The following is a 25,978-nucleotide window of genomic DNA, read 5'->3' on the forward strand; positions in this document are numbered from 1 at the left end:
AGGAGTTAGTCATGGTTAGATTAGATAAGAACGATCCCTTAATGTTAGCGCGCCAGCTGCCATTGAAGTCTGTAGCCCTGATACTTGCGGGAGGGCGAGGGACCCGCCTGAAAGATTTGACGAAAAAACGCGCCAAACCCGCGGTTCACTTCGGCGGTAAGTTCCGTATTATCGATTTCGCATTATCCAACTGCATTAACTCCGGTATTCGTCGTATTGGTGTCATCACGCAGTATCAATCCCACACGTTGGTGCAGCATATTCAGCGTGGCTGGTCCTTCTTCAACGAAGAGATGAACGAGTTCGTCGATCTGCTGCCTGCGCAGCAGCGTGTGCATGGCGAGAGTTGGTATCGCGGTACCGCCGATGCCGTCACGCAGAACCTCGACATCATTCGTCGCTATGGGGCTGAATACATCGTCATCCTGGCCGGCGACCATATCTATAAGCAGGATTATTCCCGCATGCTTATCGATCATGTCGAAAAAGGTGCGCGTTGCACCGTGGCCTGCATGCCGGTGCCCATTGAGGAGGCAAGCGCATTTGGCGTGATGGCCGTGGACGAAAATGACAAGGTTATCGAGTTTGTTGAAAAGCCTTCCAACCCGCCAGCCATGCCGAATGACGACACCAAATCGCTCGCCAGCATGGGGATTTATGTCTTCGATGCCGAGTACCTTTACTCACTGCTGGAAGAAGACGACAAAAATGAAAACTCCAGCCACGATTTCGGCAAAGATATTATCCCGCTGATCACCAAGGCTGGCATGGCTTATGCACATCCCTTCCCATTATCCTGCGTGCAATCGGACCCTGACTCAGAACCGTACTGGCGCGACGTGGGAACGCTCGAAGCCTACTGGAAAGCGAACCTGGACCTCGCTTCCGTGGTGCCCGAGTTGGATATGTACGATCAAAACTGGCCTATCCGTACCTATAATCAATCCTTGCCACCCGCGAAATTTGTGCAGGATCGATCGGGCAGCCACGGTATGACGCTGAACTCGCTGGTTTCCGGCGGCTGCGTTATCTCCGGATCCGTTGTCGTACAGTCGGTATTGTTCTCGCGCGTGCGTGTAAACTCGTTTTGTAATATTGACTCTGCAGTCTTACTGCCAGAGGTCTGGGTAGGTCGCTCCTGTCGTTTGCGGCGTTGCGTTATTGACCGGGCTTGTGTTATCCCTGAGGGGACCATCATTGGTGAGAATGCGGAAGAAGATGCCCGTCGGTTCTATCGTTCCGAAGAAGGCATCGTGCTGGTGACGCGTGAAATGCTACGCAAACTGCAAGAGTGAAAGCATCGACCATAACCTTGCGCGGAAGGGGTCCGCGCGCTGTTTTTCCCGCTAACGCCCGCTAAGTGTTAGCGGTTTTGACAGGAGCGATAATGCAGGTTTTACATGTATGTTCTGAGATGTTTCCGCTGCTAAAGACCGGCGGTCTGGCTGACGTTATTGGCGCATTGCCTGCGGCACAAATTGCCGACGGCGTTGATGCCCGCGTCATGCTGCCAGGGTTTCCGGATATTCGTCGGGGAGTGACTGATGCCCAGGTCGTCACGCGTCGCGATACCTTTGCTGGTCGTATTACATTGCTGTTCGGACATTTCAACGGGGTGGGGATCTATATTATTGATGCGCCGCATCTTTACGATCGTCCGGGGAGCCCGTATCACGACACTAACCTTTTTGCTTACACCGATAACGTTTTGCGTTTTGCCCTGCTTGGCTGGGTAGGTGCGGAGATGGCCAGCGGGCTGGACCCGTTCTGGCGACCCGATGTTGTCCATGCTCACGACTGGCATGCCGGGCTTGCACCGGCCTATCTGGCGGCGAAAGGACGCCCGGCAAAATCGGTGTTCACGGTACATAATCTGGCCTATCAGGGGATGTATTACGCGCAACACATGAGTGAAATACAGTTGCCATCGTCTTTCTTTAACATGCACGGACTGGAGTTCAATGGGCAGATCTCTTTCCTGAAAGCCGGTCTTTATTATGCTGATCATATTACGGCCGTCAGCCCGACCTACGCCCGTGAAATTACCGAGCCACAGTTTGCCTACGGTATGGAAGGGCTGCTGCGTCAGCGGCAAATGGAGGGGCGGCTGTCCGGTATTTTGAACGGCGTGGATGAAAAAATTTGGGATCCGGCGACAGACCTCCTGCTCTCTTCGCGCTATACGCGGGATACGCTGGAGGAAAAAGCGGAGAACAAACGCCAGCTGCAGATTGCCATGGGGCTGAAAGTGAACGACAAGGTGCCGCTGTTTGCGGTTGTGAGCCGTTTAACCAGCCAGAAAGGGTTGGATCTGGTGCTGGAAGCATTACCCGGTTTGCTGGAGCAGGGCGGGCAATTGGCGCTACTTGGTGCGGGCGATCCGGTTCTGCAGGAAGGTTTCCTTGCGGCAGCGGCGGAGCATCCGGGGCAGGTGGGCGTGCAGATTGGGTATCACGAGGCGTTTTCACATCGCATCATGGGCGGAGCGGATGTCATCCTTGTTCCGAGTCGTTTTGAGCCCTGTGGATTAACGCAACTTTATGGATTGAAGTACGGCACGTTGCCGTTGGTTCGCCGTACCGGCGGCCTGGCAGATACGGTGTCCGACAGCTCACTGGAGAATTTGGCAGATGGAATCGCCAGCGGTTTTGTATTTGAAGACAGTAATGCCTGGTCGCTACTTCGTGCGATTCGGCGTGCTTTCGTGTTGTGGTCCCGTCCCTCTCTGTGGCGATTTGTTCAGCGTCAGGCGATGGGCATGGATTTTAGCTGGCAGGTCGCCGCGCAATCCTATCGCGATCTTTACTATCGGTTGAAATAGTTTTCCAGGAATCACTTGTATGAATGCACCTTTTACATATGCATCACCCACACTGAGCATTGAAGCGTTAAAACACTCGATCGCCTACAAGCTGATGTTTACCATTGGTAAAGATCCGGTCATCGCCAATAAACATGAGTGGCTGAATGCCACGTTGTTTGCCGTACGTGACCGCATGGTAGAACGCTGGTTACGCTCCAACCGTGCGCAGCTTTCTCAGGAAATGCGCCAGGTTTACTACCTGTCGATGGAGTTTTTGATTGGTCGCACCCTTTCCAACGCGCTGTTGTCATTAGGCATTTATGACGATGTCAAAAACGCACTGGAAGAGATGGGACTGGATCTGGAAGAGCTGATCGACGAAGAGAATGACCCGGGGCTGGGTAACGGGGGCTTAGGCCGTCTTGCTGCCTGCTTCCTGGATTCTCTGGCGACGCTGGCGCTGCCAGGACGTGGTTATGGTATTCGCTACGACTACGGCATGTTCAAGCAGAACATCGTCGACGGACGGCAAAAAGAGTCGCCGGATTACTGGCTGGAGTACGGTAACCCGTGGGAATTTAAACGCCATAACACCCGCTACAAGGTGCGCTTCGGCGGCCGCGTACAGTTGGAAGGCAAAAAATCTAACTGGCTGGAAACCGAAGAGATCCTGGCCGTTGCTTATGACCAGATCATCCCCGGCTACGATACCGACGCGACCAACACCCTGCGTTTGTGGAATGCGCAGGCGAGTAGCGAAATCAACCTGGGTAAATTTAACCAGGGCGACTATTTTGCGGCGGTGGAAGATAAGAACCACTCCGAAAACGTATCCCGCGTGCTCTATCCGGATGACTCGACCTATTCAGGCCGCGAGCTGCGCTTGCGTCAGGAGTACTTCCTGGTGTCGGCGACCGTTCAGGATATTTTGAGCCGCCATTATCAACTGCACAAAACCTACGCTAATCTGGCGGAGAAAACCGCGATTCACCTGAATGATACCCATCCGGTATTGTCGATTCCCGAATTGATGCGTCTGCTGATTGATGAGCATAAATTCTCATGGGATGAGGCGTTCGAGGTGACCTGCCAGGTATTCTCGTACACCAACCACACGCTGATGAGCGAAGCGCTGGAAACCTGGCCGATTGATATGCTTGGTAAGATCCTGCCGCGCCATCTGCAAATCATCTTTGAAATCAATGACTACTTCCTGAAAACGATTCAGGAGCAGTACCCTAACGACGTTGGCCTGTTGAGTCGTGCGTCGATCATTGACGAGTCAAACGGGCGCCGGGTGCGTATGGCCTGGCTGGCAGTGGTGGTGAGCCACAAGGTCAACGGCGTGTCCGAGCTGCATTCCAACCTGATGGTGCAGTCTCTGTTTGCCGATTTCGCCAAAATCTTCCCAATGCGCTTTACCAACGTGACCAACGGCGTAACGCCGCGTCGCTGGCTGGCGCTGGCGAACCCGTCGCTGTCTGAGGTGCTGGATGACAATATTGGTCGTACCTGGCGTACCGATCTGAGTCAGCTCAGCGAGCTGGAACAGCATATCGACTACCCGACGGTGAACCAGGCGATTCGCCATGCCAAGCTGGAAAACAAAAAACGCCTGGCGGCGGTGATCGGCCAGCAGCTTAACGTGGTGGTGAACCCGAAAGCGCTGTTTGATGTGCAAATCAAGCGTATCCACGAGTACAAACGTCAGCTGATGAATGTGCTGCATGTGATCACCCGCTACAACCGCATCAAAGCGGATCCGACGGCGGAATGGGTGCCACGCGTCAACATCTTCGCCGGGAAAGCGGCGTCGGCGTACTACATGGCGAAGCATATCATTCATCTCATCAATGATGTGGCGGCGGTGATCAACAACGATCCGCTGATTGGCGATAAGCTGAAAGTGGTCTTTATCCCCAACTACAGCGTGAGTCTCGCGCAGGTGATCATTCCGGCGGCGGATCTCTCTGAGCAGATCTCGCTGGCAGGGACGGAAGCCTCCGGCACCAGTAACATGAAGTTTGCCCTCAACGGCGCGTTGACCATCGGTACGCTGGATGGTGCGAACGTGGAAATGCTTGAGCATGTGGGGGCGGATAATATCTTCATTTTTGGTAATACCGCGGAAGAGGTGGAAGCGCTGCGCCGTAAAGGCTATTCACCACGTGAATACTACGAAAAAGATGAGGAGCTGCATCAGGTGCTGACGCAAATCGCGACCGGCTTGTTCAATCCGCAGGAGCCTGGCCGTTACCGTGACCTGGTGGACTCGCTGATTAACTTTGGCGATCACTATCAGGTACTGGCTGATTTCCGCAGCTACGTGGATTGCCAGGACAAGGTGGACGCGCTCTATCGCACCCAGGAAGAATGGACCACGACGGCGATGCATAACATTGCCAATATGGGCTACTTCTCTTCTGACCGTACGATTCAGGAATACGCCGAGAAGATCTGGCATATCGACCCGGTACGCCTGTAAGTCATCTGCATCATTGCAGACATCATTCTCACGGAGCCTTCGGGCTCCGTTTTTTTTACCCGGCTTTTTCGGAATATGAAAGGGATAGGGCGCAAGGCCAGGCCTTTATAATGGGCCGACACACAAGGAAGAGGTGACAGGAATATGGGATTTTGGTGGTGGGTGAGATCGCTTTTATTGATGTTTATCGGTATTCCGCTGATAGCCCATGGTGTGGCGGCGGCGTGTTTATTTCTGCAGGAGCTGTTGAGCGAAACGCTTACCGCGCTGGATATTCCACGCGTATTTGCTAAGGGCGATATCGCCACATGCGTATTTTACGCATTGGGTGGCGTCATGATGTTTTTTGTCGGCAGGCTGTGGGCGCGGTTTACCTCCCCGAAGGAGAACAATGCTTTACGCCAGAGCTTACTGCTGCTGCCTGCGCTGCTGGTTTTGATCATGTGGATAGTCGTCATGCAGCGGGCGGGATTAAGCTTTAGCAGCCAGTGGTTCGGGCTAATATGGGAAATCGGGTTGCCCTGGATGGGCATTAACCTTATTGCGCTGTTATCTGGCTGGTATTGGGCGATGGTGATCATCCCTGTGGGGACGCAGGTCTGCTTTACTCTCGGCTGTTACTGGTGTCATCGATATGCACCTGATTCTCGCGCTTGTATCGGCTTGCGAAATATACTGGTGTTAGCGCTTATCGCGTTGAGCCTGGTGGCCTGCTGGCAGGCAAAAGTACGGCAGGATAAATTCCCCCGCATAACACGCGAGAGCGCTGTCAGTGAATCGATTGATAGCTGGGAGTATTCTCCCGATGCGGCCAATAACAAACTTACGGCGCTGCGTGGGGCCGCTCCTTTTACCTTCACGGATAAACATCCACGTCTTGATGGCGCGACCGCGGCCTACCCGCTATACGCCTCGGCCTTCTTTGCAATGAATTCCTTCCCGGACGATATGCCATTCTATGAAATTCAGGCGTGCTGTCTGGCCGTTTCACGCACCCCGGATGCGTATAAAAATATTATTGCCGATAAAGCCGATATTATTTTTGTCGCTCAGCCCTCTGAGGGGCAGAAAAAGCGGGCGCAGGCGGAGAATGTTAATCTGACCTATACCCCGTTTGCTCGCGAAGCCTTTGTGTTTATTACGCATGCCGATAACCCCATTGATAGCCTGACACAGCAGCAGATACGTGACATTTTCAGCGGCAAAACGACGCGCTGGAACGAGGTGGGGGGCTACTCAAGTGACATCGAAGTCTGGCAGCGGCCGGAAGATTCCGGAAGCCAGTCCACGATGCTGGCAAAAGTGATGAAGGAGACCCCTATGTTGCCGCCAAAAGAGACCGAAGTGGCGAGGGGAATGGGCGGTGTGATCCGCAAAGTGGCGGAGTACCAAAACGGTAAAGGAGCAATAGGCTATACCTTCCGCTATTACGCCACGAAGATGAACGCCAGCGCAGGTATCAAGTTGCTCGCCATTGACGGTATCGCGCCGACAAAAGAGAGCATTCGTAACGGGAGCTACCCTTTCGCTGTGGATGTTTACATGGTCACGCGCGAGAACCCAACGGCTGAAACACAAAGGCTGGTGAAGTGGTTTTTAAGTCCGCAGGGGCAGGCGCTGGTAGAGGATGTGGGTTATGTGCCGCTGCACAGCCCGGCAAATTAGCGCTACAAAAAAGAATCCCCGCAGGCATGACACCAGCGGGGCGTATTCAGGATTACGAGGCCAGTGATAATTCCGCTTTGCTGTGGCGCGTCAGCCACTGTGCCACGCGGGACTGCTCGTCGGCATTGAGCCACATACCCAGTTTAGTACGACGCCAGATGGCATCGTCCAGACGGCGTACCCACTCGTGCTCAACCAGATAACGCAGTTCGGCTTCGTACAACTCGTGGCCGAAATGTTCGCCCAGCTCTTCAACGTTGCTCGTTCCGGCCAAAATCAGCTCGGTGTTGCTGCCGTAGGTTCGGGCGTAGTGACGGGCCAGCGATTCGGTAATAAACGGGTAGCGGCGGCGCAGTTTCGCGGCATAATCATCGCGATCGCCCGCGAGTTCACCGCCAGGCAACACGCAATTTTTAGTCCACGCCGGGCCAATACCTTCGTACCAGGGCGCCAGTTTTTCCATCGCATGTTCAGCCAGCTTACGGTAGGTCGTGAGCTTGCCGCCAAACACCGACAGCAACGGCGCTTTACCGTCCTGGTCGTGAATATCCAGCGTGTAATCGCGGGTGATCGCCTGCGGAGAATCAGACTCATCGTCACACAGCGGGCGCACGCCGGAGTAGGTCCAGACAATGTCATTGCGTGTCAGCTGTTTTTTGAAGTGCCCGTTGTACACTTTCAGCAGGTAATTCACTTCGCTTTCGTCGATCTCGACGTTTTTCGGATCGCCTTTATATTCCACATCGGTGGTGCCGATAATGGAGAACTCATCCATCCACGGAATGACGAAGACGATACGTTTATCTTCGTTTTGCAGAATGTAGGCCTGCTTTTGTGAATGAACGCGCGGAACCACGATATGGCTGCCTTTGATCAGGCGAATACCGTACGGCGACGGCAAGTGCATGCCATCATCAAAGAACTGTTTAACCCATGGGCCGGTGGCATTGACCAGACCGCGTGCCTGCCAGCTAAATTTTTCCCCGGTGTCGATATCTTCCGCTTCAACGATCCACAGACCGTTTTCACGTTTTGCGGAGACGGCGCGGGTGCGGGTACGCACTTCGCCACCTTTTTTCTCCACCATCTGCGCATTTGCCAGTACCAGACGCGCATCATCGACCCAGCAGTCAGAATATTCGAAACCGCGCACGATCTCCGGCTTGAGGACCGATTCTGAGCCAAAACGCAAACTTTGCGAACCCGGCAAACTGGTGCGTTTACCCAGATTATCGTACATAAACAGACCAATGCGGATCATCCACGCCGGACGCAGATGCGGGCGGTGCGGTAAACGGAAGCGCATCGGAAACGCGATGTGCGGTGCCATTTTCAACAGCACTTCACGCTCGGCCAGCGCTTCGCTAACCAGGCGGAATTCATAGTGTTCAAGGTAGCGCAGGCCACCGTGAATCAATTTTGAGCTGGCGCTGGAGGTCGCGCAAGCTAAGTCCTGGGCTTCCAGCATCAGCACGGATAAACCTCGCCCGGCGGCGTCTGCCGCGATACCGGCACCGTTGATGCCCCCGCCAATAACGATCAGATCTTTGGTTTCCATGCTGCCCTCACGCACTTTCGTTAAAGCTCATAAATGTTCGATATCGCTCATAATAGCAAAGAAACGCGCTTTTGGTAACATCAGAAAAACAATTTAGAGTGATATACATAACATAATGGTGTTTCTCCGCCGGGAGGACTTACACTAGTCGGTAAACTTGTGCTGCCTGTTTTTTCCACATCGATCGTGAGCTCGTGAATCAAAGGGAAGCTGGCGCATCACCTGCCATATAAAAGAAAAGAGAACCGCATGGATCATTTTGTCTGTATTAATGTTGAAGAAGCCCACCAGAAGCTGCAGCTCAAGCAGGCGGTTCTGGTTGATATTCGTGACCCGCAAAGCTATGCGATTGGCCACACGCCGGGTGCGTTTCATTTAACTAACGACACGCTTGGCGCGTTTATGCGCGATAACGACTTTGAAACCCCGGTGATGGTCATGTGCTACCACGGCAACAGCAGTAAAGGTGCGGCGCAGTACCTGCTGCAACAGGGTTATGATGCGGTATTCAGCGTGGATGGTGGCTTTGATGCCTGGCATCGTCATTTTCCGGCGGAAGTCGCGCAGGGATCCCTTTAGAGAGTGATGAATCTGCCGCTATACTGTGCTCTTTTCCAGGGACAAAGCGACCGCCTGCCATGTTGATGATTACATCATTTACCAACCCGCGCGTCGCCCAGGCGTTTGTCGATTACATGCAAACTCAGGGCGTCATTCTTACTATCCAACACCACTCGCAAAGCGATATCTGGCTGGCGGATGAAAGCCAGGCCGAACGCGTGAAAGCCGAGCTGGCGCGTTTTCTGGAAAACCCTGCCGATCCGCGTTATCTGGCCGCAAGCTGGCAATCCGGGCAGACGGGCAGTGGGCTGCAATACCGTCGTTTTCCGCTGCGCGCGGCGCTGACAGAACGCGGTGGCCCGATTACCATCTCTATCTTCGCGGCCTGTGTTCTGGTCTTTATCCTGATGAACGTGATAGGCAATCAGGCCGTTATGCTCTGGCTGGCCTGGCCCTACGATCCCTCGGTCCAATTTGAAGCCTGGCGCTACTTTACCCATGCGATAATGCACTTTTCGCTGGTTCACATCATCTTTAACCTCTTCTGGTGGTGGTATCTTGGCGGAGCGGTGGAAAAACGGCTGGGCAGCGGCAAGCTGGTGGTGATTACGCTTATCAGCGCGTTACTGAGCGGTTTTTTACAGTACAAACTGGCAGGCCCGTGGTTTGGTGGGCTGTCGGGTGTGGTCTATGCATTGATTGGTTATGTGTGGCTGCGCGGCGAGCGGGATCCGGAACGTCCGGTCTGGCTGCCTCGTGGACTGGCTATTTTTACGGTCGTGTTACTGGTTGCTGACTGGTTTGGCATCTCAGCGATGAATACGGCTACCGGCGCACACACCGGCGGGCTGGTGATTGGCCTTGCGATGGCGCTGGTGGACACATTGAATGCGCGAAAACGAACATAATTATCCAGAGACATTTCATGAAACAAACACAACGTCATGACGCGATCATTGAACTGGTTAAACAGCAGGGATATGTCAGCACGGAAGAACTGGTAGAGCAATTCTCAGTCAGTCCGCAGACCATTCGCCGCGATCTGAACGATCTGGCCGATCAAAACAAGATTCTGCGCCACCACGGCGGTGCGGCGCTGCCTTCCAGCTCCGTCAACACCTCCTGGCACGACCGTAAGGCGACGCAGACGGCGGAAAAAGAGCGGATTGCCCGTAAAGTAGCCAGCCAGATCCCGAACGGCGCGACGTTGTTTATTGATATTGGTACCACCCCGGAAGCCGTGGCGCACGCTCTGCTCGATCACAGCGATTTACGCGTGGTGACCAACAATTTGAACGTAGCGAACACGCTGCTGAAAAAAGAAGACTTCCGCGTGATCCTGGCCGGAGGCGAACTGCGTAGCCGCGACGGTGGCATTGTCGGTGAAGCCACGCTGGACTTTATCTCCCAGTTCCGTCTGGACTTTGGCATTCTCGGCATCAGCGGCATTGATGCCGATGGTTCGCTGCTGGAGTTTGATTATCACGAAGTACGCACTAAACGGGCGATCATTGAAAACTCCCGCCATGCGATGCTGGTGGTGGATCATTCGAAGTTTGGTCGTAACGCGATGGTCAACATGGGCAGCATCAGCATGGTGAATGCGGTTTACACTGATATCCTGCCGCCGGCGGGGGTCATGCAGGTGATCACCAGTAATAACATTCAGTTAGAGCTGTGCTAATGGGTTGCGTCGGGCGGCATTTCGCCAGCCCGACCTGATACTCAGACGCCATACCCCATCATTTTCAGCAGCCGCTGGGCATGCAGAACGGCATCCTGGCGGTGGGCAACGCCCAACTTCTGATACAAATTACGGATGTGCGTTTTAATGGTGGTCGCCGCCACGGCGAGCTCACCGGCAATCTGCTCATTACTGTAGCCCGAGTAGATCAGCCCCAGTACCTGCCACTCACGCTGCGTTAACGGGCTGGTGCGAATCAATTCCGGCACTTCCGGGTGATTCAACAAACGTTCGACGAAGTTCTCGTCGAAATGGGCGAATTTATGCCGATGATGCTGGTTGATGTCGCGCAAAATACGCTGCGCGCGGTGCTGATCCAGCTCCGGCAGGGTATTGAGCTGAATGAGCTGGCGTAGCTGCTGCGCCATGCCCTCGCCTTCAATCACAAAGTGGCTGATAAACCCGGTTCGGTTGGCCAGTTGCAGCGCCTCGAGCAGGACGCGCTGGGCGTCGTTTTTGCGCCCGGACTGCCAGTACAGTTGGTTGAGTAACAGCAGGTTACGATTCAAATCGCTCATCAGACGCAGGCTGCGGGCGTTTTCGTTGAGCTCTTCGAGCACCATCTCCGCCGGGTCGAAATCCCCGAGCAGGATTTGCGCCCTGGCGATATTGCGCCACTGCCCTTGCAGGAAGTGGTTATTGGCGAACTCCGGTTTCGGCGTCTGGCGAAGCCACTGCGCTGCGGATTTACGGTCGCCCGTCATGTTCCAGTAAATCACCCGGACCTTATCGGCGTTCGACACCCAGTCGCTGTGATACTGGCCGTTGCCCAGCAAGTTTTCCAGACGATGCAAATGCGCGCGGGCGTTATCCAGGTCGCCCCGGGCCAGCGAGTTTTGAATCACCAGCGCCAGGCACTGCAACTGCTGCTGCGGCTGGAAGGAGGCGAGAACCTCCATCCCCTGGCGAGCGGCGGCTTCGGATTCGTCAAGACGCGCCCAGGCCCACAGTAGCTGTGCACGAATACGCAGTAAAAATTCGTGCATTGGCAGTTGTTCAAGGTGCTGCTCGCGCACCAGCACAAACCCTTTTTCCTGAGTCTCCCAGGCGGCCTGCAGGAACCCCTGGGCAAAGAGAATTTCGCTCTGCTGAATCAGGCTCCACAAGGCGTAGTGCCAGACATCGTGGCGGCGCGCCATTTGCTCGGTTTGCTGCATCAGCGCCAGCGAGTTGGTCAGTTGCCCTTTGCAATGCAGCACTTCGCCGTGTACCGAGGTGGCGACAATTCGGCTGTAGTAATTGGCAAGCGGCAGTTCATCGAGCGCCACCATAGCCAGACGCTCCGCTTCGACGGCATCGCCATCGTTAATCGCAACCTGCGCACGTAATGCGTTGAAATCACCGTGCAGGGAAGCATCCATCCGGGTGGTCATCTCCTGCTCGGCGCGGGCCAGCAGGGTATTCACCTCGCTGTAGCGATGCTGGCTTTGCATCAGCCAGGCCTGTAGCAGAACCAGACGCGGGTTCTCCAGTAAGCTCTCCCACGGCAGCGCTTTCAGAGATGCCTCCAGCAGGCCGAGTTCGCTGTGGTTGAATAAACCCCAGGCGTGATGCAGCAGGATGTCGCGCAACATTTTCCCGTCGCCCGCCGCCAGCGCGTGGTGGATAGCTTCGCTGGGGAAGCCCTGCGCCATCCAGCTTTCCGCCGCCGCGCGGTGAATTTCCGGCAGTTCGGTTGCCAGTTCCCACTGGCAGCGCTGACGCAGGAAGTTGCCGAACAGCGGGTGGTAGCTGAACCATTCACCGGAGTCATCCATGCGTTGCAGGAATAACCCCTGGCGCTCAATCTCTTCCAGCCGCATCTGGCCATTCTCTTCGCCCGTGACACGGACAATCAGCGCATCGTTCATGGAACGTAACAGCGAGCTTTTCAGCAGGAACAGGCGCGTGCCGGCGTCAACATTGTCCAGCACCTCATCCACCAGATAATCCGACAGGTGGCTGGCGTTGATCCCCGCCAGACGACGAGCGGACTGGTGCGCGGCACCGTGATTCTGGCGGACGGAAAGGGCAATCAGCTGCAGCGCGGTAGCCCAGCCGGCCACGTCATCGCACAGACGGCCGCTCTCTGCCGCTTCAATCGGTGAGGTCAGGCGGCAGTCGAAAAATTGTTTCGCTTCCTGGTGGTTAAAGGCCAACTGGTGGCTGCCAATCTCCAGCAGTTGTTCGCGTACGCGCAGGTTGGCAATGCCGAGCTGCGGTAAATTGCGCGACAGCACAATCAGGGTCAGATTTTCCGGCTGATGGCGTAAGAAGAAGCGCATGGCTTCATGAATCACCGGGTTGGTGATGAGGTGGTAGTCATCAATCACCAGATAGAACGCGCGCTGCCACTCTGCCAGCTCGATAAACAGCTGGGCAAACAGGGAGGAGAGGCTGGCGTACTGACGTTTTTGCGCCATTGCTTCACTGCTGACGCAGTGCCCGCCGGTGGCTTGTTGAATGGCGGCGATGAAATAGCTGGCAAAACGTTCCTGCTGATTATCGCCTTCATCCAGCGAGAACCAGCCAACGTCATTTTTTCCGGAAGCCCATTGGGAAATGAGCGTTGTTTTTCCGTACCCAGCAGGGCTAGTGATCAGCGCAAGCCGAAAATTGTTCGCGCCGGAAAGTTTAGCCAACAGACGCTCACGAACGACAGTATGGTCGAGGCGTACCGGGCGACTTAATTTAGACGGGATCAACATAGTTATCACTTCACTGTGAGGACAAAGGGGAAAAACGATTTTTTTTGCGCTTCGTAATTAATATAAATAAGGTCGGATAATTTCCGAATTATTGCAAGTTATGTCCGGATCTGACGATTGTGAATTTGCACTATGTCACATTTCTATTTGAGTTGTGAATAAATAGCTTGCACCAGTGGTGAGAAGGCATGCAGCCCAATTTGCAGTAAAGAGAGCGAAAATAAGGCGAAATAGTTTTGCCTCTTGCAGAGGCATTAGCGGAATATTTCCCAAAATGGGGATGTAATCGCACAAATAGCAAAAGGTGAAACTATCATTTAAGAAAATATTATTTACTCAAATTATGTTGATGCCTGGAGTGATAATTTCCCTGAAACAACATTTCATCCCTTTGACATTCTTCCTCGATATCCTCACTGTGAGTGAACGACATTTCAGCGTGTTTTTTCCTCTCCCTGTGGGGCAGCAATTGCTTGAAAAATGCTTAAAAAAACAGCTAAGTTTAAGCGGCAGAGATCACACTTTTCGCTCATCCCTGCTGCTCCTCCCCGTTGAATCCCTGGCAGGATGAGGAAGTCGTTTAACGAGCCTGGCACACTAGCGCTAACGTTGTTTTTTCAATTACAGGATCCGAATTCTCTATGTCAAAGCCCACGTTTAACAAAGCGCAATTCGAGGCGGCCCTGACGCGTCAGTGGCAGCATTTTGGCTTGCATACCGCTCAGGAGATGACATCTAGCCAGTGGTGGCAGGCCGTTAGCGGTGCGCTGGCAGAACTGCTGGTGGCTCAGCCGCAGGCGAAGCCGGCGAAAAAGCAGCGCCATGTAAACTACATCTCCATGGAATTCCTGATTGGCCGTCTGACGGGTAACAACCTGCTCAACCTGGGCTGGTATCAGGAGGTAAGCGACGTTTTACAGGCCAGCGGGATCAACCTGAGCGATCTGCTGGAGGAAGAGACCGACCCGGCGCTGGGTAACGGTGGGTTAGGGCGTCTGGCGGCGTGTTTCCTCGATTCTATGGCAACGGTCGGCCAGTCCGCCACCGGCTATGGTCTGAACTATCAGTATGGCCTGTTCCGCCAGTCCTTCGATGATGGCCACCAGAAAGAGGCGCCGGATGACTGGCACCGTCGCGGCTACCCATGGTTCAACCACAATGAGCAACTGAACGTGCAGGTGGGCATTGGCGGCAAGGTGAGTAAAGACGGGCACTGGACGCCGGAGTTCACGATTGTCGGGGAAGCCTGGGATTTACCTGTACTGGGTTACCGTAATGGTGTGGCGCAGCCGCTGCGACTGTGGCAGGCGACCCATGCACACCCGTTCGACCTGACCAAATTCAACGACGGCGATTTCCTGCGTGCCGAACAGAAGGGTATCGACGCGGAAAAACTGACCAAGGTGCTCTACCCGAACGACAACCATCAGGCGGGCAAAAAGCTGCGTCTGATGCAGCAGTATTTCCAGTGCGCCTGTTCCGTGGCGGATATCCTGCGTCGCCACCACCTGGCCGGGCGCAAAATCGCCCAGTTGCCGGACTTTGAAGTCATTCAGCTTAACGACACGCACCCGACTATCGCGATCCCGGAAATGTTGCGTGTGCTGATTGATGAACACCAGCTGAGCTGGGATGACGCCTGGGCGATCACCAGCAGAACCTTCGCTTACACCAACCACACGCTGATGCCGGAAGCACTGGAGTGCTGGGATGAGAAACTGGTGAAAGCGCTGTTGCCTCGCCATATGCAGCTTATTAAACAAATTAATGATCGCTTTAAGATGCTGGTGGAACAAACCTGGCCGGGCGATGACGACGTGTGGGCGAAACTGGCGGTGGTACATAACAAACAGGTTCGTATGGCCAATATGTGTGTGGTGGGGGGCTTTGCGGTAAACGGCGTTGCGGCATTGCACTCGGATTTAGTGGTCAAAGACTTGTTCCCGGAATATCACCAGCTGTGGCCGACCAAATTCCACAACGTGACCAATGGCATTACGCCGCGCCGCTGGATTAAGCAGTGCAACCCGGCGCTGGCAGCATTGCTGGATAAGTCGCTGAAAAAAGAGTGGGCGAACGATCTTGATCAGTTGATTAATCTGGAGACATTCGCCGACGACGCGAAATTCCGCGCGCAATATCGCGCCATCAAACAGGAAAATAAAGTTCAGCTCGCGGAGTTTGTTAAACATCGCACCGGCATTGAGATTAATCCACAGGCAATCTTTGATATTCAAATCAAACGCCTGCATGAATATAAACGCCAGCATCTGAACCTGCTGCATATTGTGGCCCTGTATAAAGAGATTCGCGAAAACCCGCAGGCAGACCGCGTACCGCGCGTATTCCTCTTTGGCGCGAAAGCGGCACCGGGCTATTACCTTGCGAAAAATATCATTTACGCCATCAATAAAGTGGCGGCAGTGATCAATAACGACAAGAAGGTCGGCGATAAGCTGAAAGTGGTTTTCCTGCCGGATTATTGCGTTTCGGCGGCGGAACGCCTGATCCCGGCGGCGGATGTGTCTGAACAGATTTCGACCGCAGGCAAAGAGGCATCCGGTACCGGCAACATGAAGCTGGCGCTGAACGGTGCGCTCACCGTCGGTACGCTGGACGGCGCGAACGTGGAGATCGCCGAGCAGGTTGGCGATGAAAACATCTTTATCTTCGGCCATACCGTGGAAGAGGTGAAGGCGTTGAAAGCCAAAGGCTACGACCCGGTGAAATGGCGTAAGAAAGACAAGCTGCTGGACGCGGTACTGAAAGAGCTGGAAGGCGGTAAGTACAGCGATGGCGACAAGCATGCGTTCGACCAGATGCTGCACAGCATTGGCAAACAGGGCGGTGACCCGTATCTGGTGCTGGCGGATTTCGCCGCCTACGTTGAAGCGCAAAAACGGGTGGATGAACTGTATCGTGATGAAGAAGCGTGGACGCGTGCTACCATTCTGAATACCGCGCGCTGCGGTATGTTCAGTTCGGATCGTTCGATCCGCGATTACCAAACCCATATCTGGCAGGCGAAACGCTAAGGAAACGCCATGGTGAGCAAACGTCTTGATAATGCCGCGCTGGCGGCGGGAATTAGTCCGGATTACATCAATGCGCATGGTAAACCCCAGTCTATTGGCGCGGAAACCAAGCGACGTTTGCTGGATGCGATGCACCGTGCTGCCGCGACGCCTGTCGCGGTAACGCCGATCCCGAATGTGCTGGTTCATACCCAGGGAAAGAAGAAGTCGTTGCCGATAGAGGGCAACGGCACCTTCAACTGGCTCATCACCACCGAAGAGGGCCTGCGGCATAAAGGCCAGGTCGAGGCGGGAAAAAATCTCACGCTGCCGACGAAACTGCCGCAGGGTTATCACACGCTAACGCTGCGCCAAAGCGAGCAGAGCTGGCATTGCCGCTTAATTGTCGCGCCGAAACGCTGCTATGAACCGCAGGCATTGCTGGAAGGGAAAAAGCTGTGGGGCGCGTGCGTGCAGCTGTATACCCTGCGCTCTGAGCGTAACTGGGGGATTGGCGATTTCGGCGATCTGAAAGTGATGCTGGGTGAGGTAGGGCAGCGCGGCGGCGCGTTTATTGGCCTCAACCCCATTCACGCGCTCTATCCGGCCAACCCGGAAAGCGCGAGCCCGTACAGCCCGTCCTCCCGCCGCTGGCTCAATGTCATTTATATCGACGTGAACGCGGTGGACGATTTCCAGTTGAGTAAAGAGGCGCAGGCGTGGTGGAAACTCCCCACCACTCGCCAGGCGCTGGAGGGCGCGCGCGACGCGGAGTTTGTCGATTATGCCACCGTCACCGCGCTCAAGCTGGAAGCGCTGCGCCTTGCCTGGCAGCAGTTTTCCCGGCGTAAGCACGATGACGCGCTACGCACCGCATTTCACGACTTTGTGACGCAGGAGGGTGAAAGCCTGTACTGGCAGTCGGCGTTTGATGCGCTGCACGCCAACCAGGTGAAGGTCGATCCGCTGCGCTGGGGCTGGCCGGCCTGGCCTGCGGGCTTGCAGTCAACCAACAGCCCGGATGTGAAAGCGTTTTGCGACAGCCACGCCGATGAGGTGAATTTCTATCTGTGGCTTCAGTGGCTGGCGTATACGCAATTTGCTGAATGCTGGCAGGAAAGCCAGGGTTACAGCATGCCGATTGGCCTGTACCGGGATCTTGCCGTCGGTGTGGCCGAAGGTGGTTCGGAGACCTGGTGCGATCGCGAGTTGTACTGCCTGAAAGCGTCCGTGGGAGCGCCGCCGGATATCCTCGGTCCGCTGGGGCAAAACTGGGGGCTGCCGCCGATGGACCCGCATATTATTGCCGCACGGGCCTACGAACCGTTTATCGAACTGCTGCGGGCCAATATGAAAAGCTGCGGTGCGCTACGTATCGATCATGTGATGTCGATGCTGCGCCTGTGGTGGATCCCGTATGGCGAAACGGCGGATCACGGCGCGTATGTGCAGTACCCGGTGGACGATCTGTTGTCGATCCTCGCGCTGGAAAGTCAGCGTCATCAGTGCATGGTGATTGGCGAAGATCTGGGGACGGTGCCGGTAGAGATCGTGGGCAAGCTGCGTGACAGCGGAGTTTACTCCTACAAAGTGCTCTACTTTGAAAATGACCATGAGAAGCGCTATCGCGCGCCTAAAGCCTATCCGGCGCAGTCAATGGCGGTGGCGACCACCCATGATTTGCCGACGCTGCGGGGATACTGGGAAAGCGGCGACCTGACGCTGGGTAAAACCCTGGGTCTGTATCCGGATGAGGTGCTGCTGCGCGGGCTGTATCTGGATCGCGAACTGGCGAAGCAAGGCCTGCTGGATGCGCTTCACGCCCACGGTTGTTTGCCAAAACGGGTGGGGCATAAGGCCTCGCGGATGCCGATGAGTGCGGCGCTTAAGCGCGGTATGCAGCGCTATATCGCTGACAGCAACAGCGCATTGCTTGGGTTGCAGCCGGAAGACTGGCTGGATATGGCCGGACCGGTGAATATTCCGGGCACCAGTTATCAGTACAAAAACTGGCGTCGCAAGCTCGCCATATCGCTTGAGACCATGTTCGCCGATGAGAACGTCAACAAGCTGATTAAAGACCTGGATAAACGCCGAAGGGCGGCCGGGAAGAACTAAAAACAAAGAACCCGCCATATGTATGGCGGGTTCTTTTTTCGCGCGAGAAAGTGCGAGTCGTGAACCTTACACCACCGTCCCCAGCAACAGACAGCCTACCAGACCACAGACGGAGATAATGGTCTCCAGTGCGGACCAGGATTTCATGGTTTCACCGATGGTCAGGTTGAAGTACTCCTTGAACAGCCAGAAGCCTGGATCGTTCACGTGGGAGAAAATCACGCTGCCGGAACCGACCGCGATAACCATCAGCTCAGGGCTGACGCCGGTGGTGGCAATCAGCGGTGCCACAATCCCACCTGCGGTAATCGCCGCAACGGTAGCAGAGCCCAGGGCAATACGCAGTACGGCGGCAATTGACCACGCCATCAGGATTGGCGAGACGTTGGTGGCATGCATCAGCGCTGCGATGTATTTATCAACGCCGCTATCAACCAGAACCTGTTTAAATGCGCCGCCACCGCCGATGATCAGCAGCATCATCGCGATGATTTTGATCGAGCTGGTCAGCGTTTCGTTGATGTCGTCCATAGAACGACCACGGTTCAGACCGAAAGTGAAGACGGCAATCAGCACTGCAATCATGGTCGCCATCACCGGGTCGCCGAAGAACTCAGCGTACGGCAGAATCGCGTGACCTTTCGGCAGCAGCATCTCCGCAACTGCACGCAGCGCCATCAGGATTACCGGTACCAGAGAGGTCCAGACGCTGACGCCAAAGCCCGGCATTTCTGCTTCGGTGAAGGTTTTTTTGTTGTACAGACCTTCCGGAATCGGTTTGTCGATGCCTTTCAGGAAACGGGCATAGACCGGACCGGCCAGGATGACTGTCGGGATACCCAGCAGCGTACCGTACAGCAGGGTTTTACCCATATCCGCGTGGAAAATGGTGGCGATAGCGGTCGGGCCAGGGTGCGGAGGCAGGAAGCCGTGGGTCACGGAAAGTGCGGCCGCCATCGGTACACCAACGTACAGCAGCGGGATGCGAGCTGATGCGGCGATAGTGAAGACCAGCGGCAGCAACAGAACGAAGCCCACTTCATAGAACAGCGCAAAACCGACGGTGAAGCCAGTCAGCACGACCGCCCACTGAATGTGTTTTTCGCCAAACTTTGCAATCAGCGTTGTGGCAATGCGCTGTGCGCCGCCGCAGTCCGCCAGCAGTTTACCCAGCATGGCACCGAAACCCATGATCAGCGCAAGGCTGCCCAGCGTTCCGCCCACACCGGCTTTGATGGATTTGATCACTGCATCCAGAGGCATACCCTGCATCATACCGACGGCGAGTGCCACCAGGATCAGAGCAATAAATCCGTTCAATTTGAAGCGGATCATTAATAACAACAACAAGACTACACCGATAGCAACGATGACTAATGGCATGATTTACCTGGCCTTAATTTGTTATGGGTAACGTCAGTTTTTCAGCGGTTATTACAGGTTTTAGTCCTGTAAAAAATGAAGCGCTGGAGTACCGATATGCCTTACATCCACTTTTTAAAAGGATAGCTGGATGTTTTTATATTTTGGGTACTGGTGCGGATGATACGGGTAACATCCATGAAAAGAGAATCACCCGGCGGGTCAAAATTTGCGAAGTGAGAACCTGGTCATACTCCAGGACAGAAATGCGTGCAAAAAAGAGGGGCGATTGTGCGTGGAAAGATACAGGTAACATGCTCTCCCGGTCTGGGAGAGCATCAGAGAACGGGGGCGCTTAGTAGTAGGAGTGTTCGCCGCGCTGGTGTTCGGTCAGATCGCGTACGCCCTTCAGTTCCGGGAATTCAGCCAGCAGCTGCTTCTCGATACCGTCTTTCAGGGTAACGTCGATCATTGAACAGCCGTTACAGCCGCCGCCAAACTGCAGAATGGCATAACCATCGTCAGTGATTTCCATCAGCGTAACGCGGCCACCGTGGCCAGCCAGCTGCGGGTTCACCTGCGCTTGCAGCATGTACTCAACACGTTCCATCAGCGGTGCGTCATCGGTGACTTTACGCATTTTGGCGTTAGGTGCTTTCAACGTCAGCTGAGAACCGAGTTGGTCGGTAACAAAATCAATTTCCGCATCTTCCAGATACGGTGCGCTCAACTCATCGACATAGGCGGTCAGTTGTTCAAATTTCAGGGCGGTGTCAGTTGCTTCCACTGCATCTGGCGGGCAATAAGAGACGCCGCATTCAGCGTTTGGCGTGCCTGGGTTAATCACAAACACGCGAATTTGCGTCCCTTCTTCCTGATTTGCCAGCAATTTAGCAAAATGCGCCTGCGCGGCATCGGAGATATGGATCATAGCAATGGCCTAATAGTTGACTATTTTACTTGGTTATAATACGCCCATCATCGAGGCTCTACAAGGTTCGACACAGGCACCATACCTGCACAGACGCCGCGCCGTTGCGTAAGAGCAAGCGGCTTATTTCTGCGACAGTACTGCCGGTAGTGACGACATCATCCACGATAACCATATGGAGCCCCTGCACGGGCAATTCAAGGCGAAAGGCATTTTTCAGGTTGCGTTTGCGCAACCGGGCGCTGAGATGATGCTGAATGGACGTTGCCCGAATGCGGACAATGGCGTGTCGTTCATAGCGGCAGCCGAGCCAGCGGGTCAGCGCCTGGCAGAGCAGGTCACTCTGGTTATACCCTCTTCGCCACTGGCGATGGCGGTAGAGCGGTACGCTGATTAGCATATCGGGTTTCTGCCACATCGGCGCTCTGCGAGCGTTGACGACCGCCAGCACCAGCAGACGCGCCAGCGCTTTTGCCATTTCGGGCCGTCGCACGAATTTGAACTGATGCACCAGCATACTTAACGGCAACGCGTAATCACTGACAGCCACCAGACGCTGCCACGGCGGCGGTTTTTGCAGGCATCGGCCGCAGAGAAACGTCTGGCTGGCGGCGGGCAAACCACAGCAGGGGCAGACGGCCACGGGGGCAACCACCGCCCGGGTGCAGCAGGAGCACAGCCCCCAGTGCGTGACCGCCAGCGGCATTCGACATAGCCAGCACAAGCCCGGCGCTGTTAGCATGTTCACTCTCCCTGTTTAAAGAAAGAGAACGATAACTGATGAACAACATCTGGTGGGAAACCAAAGGCGAAGGAAATTGCCATCTTGTGCTGCTGCACGGATGGGGGCTGAACGCGCAGGTTTGGGATTGCATTGTGCCGCAGCTAAGCTCGCAATTTACTCTGCATCTGGTAGACCTGCCGGGTTATGGGCGCAGCAGCGGTTTTTCGGCAATGACATTGCAGGAGATGGCCGAGTGTGTTCTGGCGCAGGCGCCGCGGCACGCTATCTGGTTGGGCTGGAGCCTTGGCGGGCTGGTGGCGAGCAAGATTGCGCTGATTGCCCCTGAGCGTGTCAGCGGGCTGGTGACGGTGGCGTCATCTCCCTGTTTTGGCGCACAGGATGAATGGCCTGGCATCAAACCGGAGGTGCTGGCGGGTTTCCAACAGCAGCTCAGCGAAGATTTTCAACGTACGGTCGAGCGCTTTTTAGCCCTGCAAACGATGGGTACGGAGACGGCCCGTCAGGATGCGCGCCAGCTTAAGCAGGCGGTATTGTCGCTGCCGATGCCCTCAGCAGAGGTGCTGAATGGCGGGCTGGAGATCCTGAAAACCGAAGACTTGCGTGACGCGCTATCGGCACTCGAGATGCCATTCCTGCGTCTTTATGGTCGATTAGATGGGCTGGTGCCGCGCAAAATTGCCGCCCCACTCGATGCGCGCTGGCCGCAAAGTCAGTCGCTGATCTTCCCGAAAGCCGCCCATGCTCCGTTTATTTCTCACCCGGATGACTTTTGTATTGTATTGACGGAATTTAATAATTCCAACGTGTAATTATTTCGCCGCCTGGAAAAAATACCGTTTCACGACAATACTCAGAGGGCTGTGGCGGTTCGCTTATCTTTCTTCGCTGCAGCATAACAATCTAAAAAACCGAGGAGAATCAAGTCTATGAAACTTGTTACAGGTATTGTGGCATCTCTGGTGATTGGCTCCCTGTCGTTTGGCGTAATGGCGGCGGAGGAACTGGAAAAAGATAAGGTAGCGAGCATGAATCTGACGAAGGTGGGGACGATTACCACGTCAGATACCACGGCACCAATGGATGCGAAAAAAGAGCTGTCGAAAAAAGCGGATGAGCTGGGCGGCAAATATTTCGTCGTAACCAGCGGTGAGAAGAATGAAAAAGACATCCACGCGACGGCGGATGTCTATAAGTAATCTTATGAGCGGGTCGTCTGACCCGCTTTCAGCAACCTGTCAGTGACCACCATTCATGCTGACAGGCCGATTTCCCTTCCGGACACGCTCTACACTCACCGCTGAGACAACCATCAGTCTCTTCCCGAATGCGCACCGCTTTGCCCATGGCTTCCATGCGCGCCAGCATGGCATCGACCATCGGGCGTGAGAGATGCAGCGCGTGACTGAGTTGGCTGGCTTCCATCCGGCCCTGTAGCGCAAGCATATCGCGAACCTCAATTAACGATGCCATGTCTGTGGTCCTTAGTGACAGTCACCCGCCGGGCTTTCGCAACAGCTGGCCACGGTTTTACGACTGGCCAACAGGTTCACATCCACGCGGCTTCTGGCACGACGCAGACCGCCAATCACCACCACGTTGAACAGAATCACCGCGAGGATACAGGTGAGGCTGTAAACCGGATGCTCATTAAAGCTCACCGTCTGGTAGAACAAGGTGGAGAGCGAGTAGGCGATATTCAGCCCCCACATCACCGAAAAGCCCATCCAGCCACGACTCGACTCACGAGCAACCGCCCCCATGACCGAAATGCACGGGATATAGAGCAGAACAAAAATCAGGTAGCTGTAGGCCGCGGCGGCGCTACCGAATTTCTCGCTCATCACGCCCATGGTGCCTTCTGCCATCTCACCGTCGCCTTTACTGGCTTCGATGGGGTTGGCCAGTACGCTCAGGCTGAAGGTGTTTTTCAGGCTGGTCCAGGTCTCGTCCAGCGCGGCAACCAGTTCATCCGGAAGATTGTATTCCGCCGGGTTGAATTCCACTTTCTGAATGTGTTCGGCGGTATAGAGTGAGTTCAGCGTCCCGACTACCACTTCTTTCGCCATCGCACCGGTTACCAGGCCAACGGTCGCCTGCCAGTGATCGCCATGCACGCCAATCGGTTCCAGTAACGGGGTAAAGACGCGGCTTACCGACGCCAGCGCAGAATCGTTAATGTTATCGACCGTTTTTCCGCTCAACGAGAAGCTGTTCAGCGCGCTCAGGAAAATGCTCACGATCACGATGACTTTACCAGCACGCAGCACGAACCCTTTCAGGCGCTGCCAGGTCTGCAGCACCAGGCTTTTCAGATGCGGCACGTGGTAGACCGGTAGTTCCATAATGAACGGTGACGCTTCGCCGCGCATGATGGTGTGTTTTAGCATCAGGCGGGTAAGGATCGCCATCACAATGCCCAGCACATACAACGAGAAGACCAGTAACGCGCCTTGCTGGCCGAAGAAGGCCGCCGCGAAGACCGCAAAAATAGCCAGACGTGCGCCGCAGGACATAAACGGAGCCATCATGATGGTCATCAGGCGCTCACGTGGCGCATCCAGGGTACGCGCCCCCATCACCGACGGGACGTTGCAGCCAAAACCGACAATCAGCGGTACGAAGGATTTACCCGGCAGAACCAGCGCCTGCATCAGACGGTCCATCACGAATGCCGCGCGTGCCATATAGCCGGAGTCTTCTTGGAAGGAGAGGAACAGGTACATCATGCCGATTTGCGGTACCAGCGGCAGCACCGTGTTGATACCTCCGCCGAGCCCCTGGGCCAGGAAAACGGTCAGCCACTCCGGGAAGTGCAGCGTGTAGCCCAGCCACTGGATACCGTGGACGAAAATCGCCACCGAACCGGCGTCAAAAATGGGCTGTAACGCCCCGCCGATGTTAATGGCGAGCAGGAACATCAGGTACATCACAAACAGGAAGATCGGTAAACCGAGGAAGCGGTTCAGAACGAGACGGTCCACGGCTGCCGTAAACTGGCTGGATTCCGCCGTCAGGGTGTTGCTGACCGACTCGCAAATTGCGGCGATGGTTTGATAACGGGCATCGGCGATATGCAGCGCGGGATCATCGATTTCATCCTGCAGGCGCGCCAGTGAAATATCCAGCTTGAGGGCGGCGTCACCGGCATACGCACGGCTGTAGATATCGCCTTCCAGCATTTGCAGGCCAAGCCAGCGACGCTGCTGTACAGGCATATCTGCCGCCATGCTTTGCGCCAGCGCATCGGCTTCGCGTGATAGCGGCTGTGCGTAGTGCACAAGCTCGGTATGGGTGTTTTTCTGATGACGATCGAGCGCCATTTTCAGCGCGTCGATACCGCGCCCACGGGTGGAAACCAGTGGAATCACCGGGCAGCCGAGGCGAGCGGAGAGAGCGTCGATATCGATGCGGACTTTTTGCTTCTCGGCAATATCCAGCATATTGAGCGCCACTACGCAGGGGATGCCCAGCTCCAGCAGTTGCAGCGTGAGATAAAGATTGCGCTCGAGGTTGGAAGCATCCACGACGTTGATCAGGATGTCCGCATCGCCGCTCAGAATGTAGTGACAGGCAATTTGCTCATCCAGCGAAGTCTGTGACGAGATGGTGGTCAGGGAGTAGGTGCCGGGCAGGTCAACCAGCGTGACCTGATGGTCGGTGGTCGAGAATTGCCCTTCTTTGCGCTCAACCGTCACACCCGCCCAGTTTCCCACGCGCTGACGTGCGCCGGTCAACTGGTTGAATAATGTGGTCTTGCCCGAATTAGGATTACCAATTAATCCCACGGTTAATTTTTTCATTGGCTTTTTCTCTCTTTCATGGCCGGGCCATTAGCGGGAAACGGCTTCCAGTTCCAGAAACGCGAGATCTTTTTTACGCAGCACCAGATTAACGCGTCGGGTTTCAATATGAATGGGGTCACCAAGAGGTGCTACGCGCACCACATTAAACGATGAACCGGGCAACATGCCTAATGAGAGGAGTTTCTGGCGCCACGCCGGGCTGATTTCGCGAGAGAACCCCGTTATTTTCCACGCACTGTCAGGAGAGAATTGCATAGGACCTACTTATATATATATATCGCAAACCACATTCCCACCATGCGCCAGTAAAGCGCATGAAACCAGATAGTTAGTTAGCAGGGTAATGAGTGTTGATTCACTCATACAATGATAATGAGAATAGTTTTTATCATCACTATTAAACCGCGATATTGTATAAAGCGAAAGGCGGATTCAACTCCGAAGTGCAACGCTAAGCCGCCAATCTTAGCTCTGCAAACACCACAGACGGTTGCCTGAATCC

At 54.9% G+C, this 25,978-nt stretch carries 19 protein-coding genes; 11 read left to right on the plus strand and 8 right to left on the minus strand.

Features of this window, described 5'->3' with window-relative positions:
• Positions 1–11: 11 nt before the first annotated feature.
• The 4 genes from glgC (at position 12) to ACSZPU_RS00360 (ending at position 6,953) form a co-directional block, all read left to right on the plus strand.
• The gene (glgC, locus tag ACSZPU_RS00345) at positions 12–1,295 is read left to right on the plus strand and encodes a glucose-1-phosphate adenylyltransferase (RefSeq protein WP_498994349.1); all 1,284 of its coding nucleotides are present in this window, start codon (positions 12–14) and stop codon (positions 1,293–1,295) included.
• A gap of 92 nt (positions 1,296–1,387) precedes the next feature.
• Positions 1,388–2,821: a glycogen synthase GlgA gene (gene glgA / locus ACSZPU_RS00350; protein ID WP_498994351.1), complete on the plus strand. Its 1,434-nt coding sequence runs from the start codon at positions 1,388–1,390 to the stop codon at positions 2,819–2,821.
• A 19-nt stretch (positions 2,822–2,840) separates the two neighbouring features.
• Positions 2,841–5,288, plus strand: a complete 2,448-nt coding sequence (glgP, locus tag ACSZPU_RS00355; RefSeq protein WP_498994352.1) for a glycogen phosphorylase — start codon at positions 2,841–2,843, stop codon at positions 5,286–5,288.
• Positions 5,289–5,432: 144 nt separating this feature from the next.
• A complete protein-coding gene (locus ACSZPU_RS00360) occupies positions 5,433–6,953 on the plus strand; it encodes a PstS family phosphate ABC transporter substrate-binding protein (RefSeq protein WP_498994354.1) in 1,521 nt (506 codons plus the stop codon).
• 52 nt (positions 6,954–7,005) lie between these two features.
• On the opposite strand, the gene glpD is transcribed toward ACSZPU_RS00360, so the two are convergent.
• Positions 7,006–8,511 carry a glycerol-3-phosphate dehydrogenase gene (glpD, locus tag ACSZPU_RS00365; RefSeq protein ID WP_498994357.1) on the minus strand — a complete coding sequence of 502 codons (1,506 nt, stop codon included), beginning with the start codon at positions 8,509–8,511 and terminating at the stop codon, positions 7,006–7,008.
• A 249-nt stretch (positions 8,512–8,760) separates the two neighbouring features.
• On the opposite strand from glpD, the gene glpE reads away from it, so the two are divergent.
• Genes glpE through ACSZPU_RS00380 form a run of 3 tightly spaced genes read left to right on the plus strand, consistent with a single transcriptional unit; the run spans position 8,761 to position 10,756 of the window.
• Positions 8,761–9,090 carry a thiosulfate sulfurtransferase GlpE gene (gene glpE, locus ACSZPU_RS00370; protein ID WP_498994359.1) on the plus strand — a complete coding sequence of 110 codons (330 nt, stop codon included), beginning with the start codon at positions 8,761–8,763 and terminating at the stop codon, positions 9,088–9,090.
• Positions 9,091–9,149: 59 nt separating this feature from the next.
• Positions 9,150–9,980, plus strand: a complete 831-nt coding sequence (gene glpG, locus ACSZPU_RS00375; RefSeq protein WP_498994361.1) for a rhomboid family intramembrane serine protease GlpG — start codon at positions 9,150–9,152, stop codon at positions 9,978–9,980.
• A gap of 17 nt (positions 9,981–9,997) precedes the next feature.
• Positions 9,998–10,756 (plus strand): DeoR/GlpR family transcriptional regulator, encoded by a 759-nt coding sequence (locus ACSZPU_RS00380; RefSeq protein ID WP_498994363.1) that lies wholly within the window; start codon positions 9,998–10,000, stop codon positions 10,754–10,756.
• A 41-nt stretch (positions 10,757–10,797) separates the two neighbouring features.
• Here ACSZPU_RS00380 and malT read toward each other — a convergent pair whose 3' ends face one another.
• Positions 10,798–13,503: an HTH-type transcriptional regulator MalT gene (gene malT / locus ACSZPU_RS00385; protein ID WP_498994365.1), complete on the minus strand. Its 2,706-nt coding sequence runs from the start codon at positions 13,501–13,503 to the stop codon at positions 10,798–10,800.
• Between the two features lie 641 nt (positions 13,504–14,144).
• On the opposite strand from malT, the gene malP reads away from it, so the two are divergent.
• A complete protein-coding gene (gene malP / locus ACSZPU_RS00390) occupies positions 14,145–16,538 on the plus strand; it encodes a maltodextrin phosphorylase (RefSeq protein ID WP_498994367.1) in 2,394 nt (797 codons plus the stop codon).
• A 9-nt stretch (positions 16,539–16,547) separates the two neighbouring features.
• Positions 16,548–18,635: a 4-alpha-glucanotransferase gene (gene malQ / locus ACSZPU_RS00395; protein ID WP_498994370.1), complete on the plus strand. Its 2,088-nt coding sequence runs from the start codon at positions 16,548–16,550 to the stop codon at positions 18,633–18,635.
• Positions 18,636–18,701: 66 nt separating this feature from the next.
• Here the strand turns inward: malQ and gntT are convergent, their stop codons facing one another.
• The 3 genes from gntT to gntX all read right to left on the minus strand — a co-directional run bounded on the left by gntT (position 18,702) and on the right by gntX (position 21,670).
• Positions 18,702–20,018, minus strand: a complete 1,317-nt coding sequence (gene gntT, locus ACSZPU_RS00400; RefSeq protein WP_498994372.1) for a gluconate transporter — start codon at positions 20,016–20,018, stop codon at positions 18,702–18,704.
• A gap of 334 nt (positions 20,019–20,352) precedes the next feature.
• Positions 20,353–20,928 (minus strand): Fe-S biogenesis protein NfuA, encoded by a 576-nt coding sequence (gene nfuA / locus ACSZPU_RS00405; RefSeq protein ID WP_498994374.1) that lies wholly within the window; start codon positions 20,926–20,928, stop codon positions 20,353–20,355.
• 58 nt (positions 20,929–20,986) lie between these two features.
• Positions 20,987–21,670: a DNA utilization protein GntX gene (gene gntX / locus ACSZPU_RS00410; RefSeq protein WP_498994376.1), complete on the minus strand. Its 684-nt coding sequence runs from the start codon at positions 21,668–21,670 to the stop codon at positions 20,987–20,989.
• A 38-nt stretch (positions 21,671–21,708) separates the two neighbouring features.
• Between gntX and bioH the strand changes: the two genes are divergently transcribed.
• Together bioH and ACSZPU_RS00420 are read left to right on the plus strand one after the other, a co-directional pair.
• Positions 21,709–22,482 carry a pimeloyl-ACP methyl ester esterase BioH gene (gene bioH, locus ACSZPU_RS00415; RefSeq protein ID WP_498994378.1) on the plus strand — a complete coding sequence of 258 codons (774 nt, stop codon included), beginning with the start codon at positions 21,709–21,711 and terminating at the stop codon, positions 22,480–22,482.
• A 117-nt stretch (positions 22,483–22,599) separates the two neighbouring features.
• Positions 22,600–22,869 (plus strand): YdgH/BhsA/McbA-like domain containing protein, encoded by a 270-nt coding sequence (locus ACSZPU_RS00420; protein WP_498994380.1) that lies wholly within the window; start codon positions 22,600–22,602, stop codon positions 22,867–22,869.
• A 28-nt stretch (positions 22,870–22,897) separates the two neighbouring features.
• On the opposite strand, the gene feoC is transcribed toward ACSZPU_RS00420, so the two are convergent.
• The 3 genes from feoC to feoA are packed head-to-tail and all read right to left on the minus strand — an operon-like array spanning position 22,898 to position 25,731.
• Entirely contained in the window at positions 22,898–23,143 is a 246-nt protein-coding gene (gene feoC / locus ACSZPU_RS00425) for a [Fe-S]-dependent transcriptional repressor FeoC (protein ID WP_498994383.1), read from the minus strand.
• 11 nt (positions 23,144–23,154) lie between these two features.
• Entirely contained in the window at positions 23,155–25,473 is a 2,319-nt protein-coding gene (gene feoB / locus ACSZPU_RS00430) for a Fe(2+) transporter permease subunit FeoB (RefSeq protein ID WP_498994385.1), read from the minus strand.
• Positions 25,474–25,503: 30 nt separating this feature from the next.
• Positions 25,504–25,731: a ferrous iron transporter A gene (feoA, locus tag ACSZPU_RS00435; protein ID WP_041851377.1), complete on the minus strand. Its 228-nt coding sequence runs from the start codon at positions 25,729–25,731 to the stop codon at positions 25,504–25,506.
• Between the last annotated feature and the right edge of the window lie 247 nt (positions 25,732–25,978).

This window comes from Phytobacter sp. V69 (assembly GCF_965644215.1).
Lineage (GTDB): Bacteria > Pseudomonadota > Gammaproteobacteria > Enterobacterales > Enterobacteriaceae > Phytobacter.

Excerpts from the sequence above, each read along its gene's own strand:
- glgC (WP_498994349.1), top strand. The coding sequence starts at position 12 with ATGGTTAGATTAGATAAGAACGATCCCTTAATGTTAGCGCGCCAGCTG.
- glgA (WP_498994351.1), top strand. The coding sequence starts at position 1,388 with ATGCAGGTTTTACATGTATGTTCTGAGATGTTTCCGCTGCTAAAGACC.
- glgP (WP_498994352.1), top strand. The coding sequence starts at position 2,841 with ATGAATGCACCTTTTACATATGCATCACCCACACTGAGCATTGAAGCG.
- ACSZPU_RS00360 (WP_498994354.1), top strand. The coding sequence starts at position 5,433 with ATGGGATTTTGGTGGTGGGTGAGATCGCTTTTATTGATGTTTATCGGT.
- glpD (WP_498994357.1), bottom strand. The coding sequence starts at position 8,511 with ATGGAAACCAAAGATCTGATCGTTATTGGCGGGGGCATCAACGGTGCC.
- glpE (WP_498994359.1), top strand. The coding sequence starts at position 8,761 with ATGGATCATTTTGTCTGTATTAATGTTGAAGAAGCCCACCAGAAGCTG.
- glpG (WP_498994361.1), top strand. The coding sequence starts at position 9,150 with ATGTTGATGATTACATCATTTACCAACCCGCGCGTCGCCCAGGCGTTT.
- ACSZPU_RS00380 (WP_498994363.1), top strand. The coding sequence starts at position 9,998 with ATGAAACAAACACAACGTCATGACGCGATCATTGAACTGGTTAAACAG.
- malT (WP_498994365.1), bottom strand. The coding sequence starts at position 13,503 with ATGTTGATCCCGTCTAAATTAAGTCGCCCGGTACGCCTCGACCATACT.
- malP (WP_498994367.1), top strand. The coding sequence starts at position 14,145 with ATGTCAAAGCCCACGTTTAACAAAGCGCAATTCGAGGCGGCCCTGACG.
- malQ (WP_498994370.1), top strand. The coding sequence starts at position 16,548 with ATGGTGAGCAAACGTCTTGATAATGCCGCGCTGGCGGCGGGAATTAGT.
- gntT (WP_498994372.1), bottom strand. The coding sequence starts at position 20,018 with ATGCCATTAGTCATCGTTGCTATCGGTGTAGTCTTGTTGTTGTTATTA.
- nfuA (WP_498994374.1), bottom strand. The coding sequence starts at position 20,928 with ATGATCCATATCTCCGATGCCGCGCAGGCGCATTTTGCTAAATTGCTG.
- gntX (WP_498994376.1), bottom strand. The coding sequence starts at position 21,670 with ATGCTAACAGCGCCGGGCTTGTGCTGGCTATGTCGAATGCCGCTGGCG.
- bioH (WP_498994378.1), top strand. The coding sequence starts at position 21,709 with ATGAACAACATCTGGTGGGAAACCAAAGGCGAAGGAAATTGCCATCTT.
- ACSZPU_RS00420 (WP_498994380.1), top strand. The coding sequence starts at position 22,600 with ATGAAACTTGTTACAGGTATTGTGGCATCTCTGGTGATTGGCTCCCTG.
- feoC (WP_498994383.1), bottom strand. The coding sequence starts at position 23,143 with ATGGCATCGTTAATTGAGGTTCGCGATATGCTTGCGCTACAGGGCCGG.
- feoB (WP_498994385.1), bottom strand. The coding sequence starts at position 25,473 with ATGAAAAAATTAACCGTGGGATTAATTGGTAATCCTAATTCGGGCAAG.
- feoA (WP_041851377.1), bottom strand. The coding sequence starts at position 25,731 with ATGCAATTCTCTCCTGACAGTGCGTGGAAAATAACGGGGTTCTCTCGC.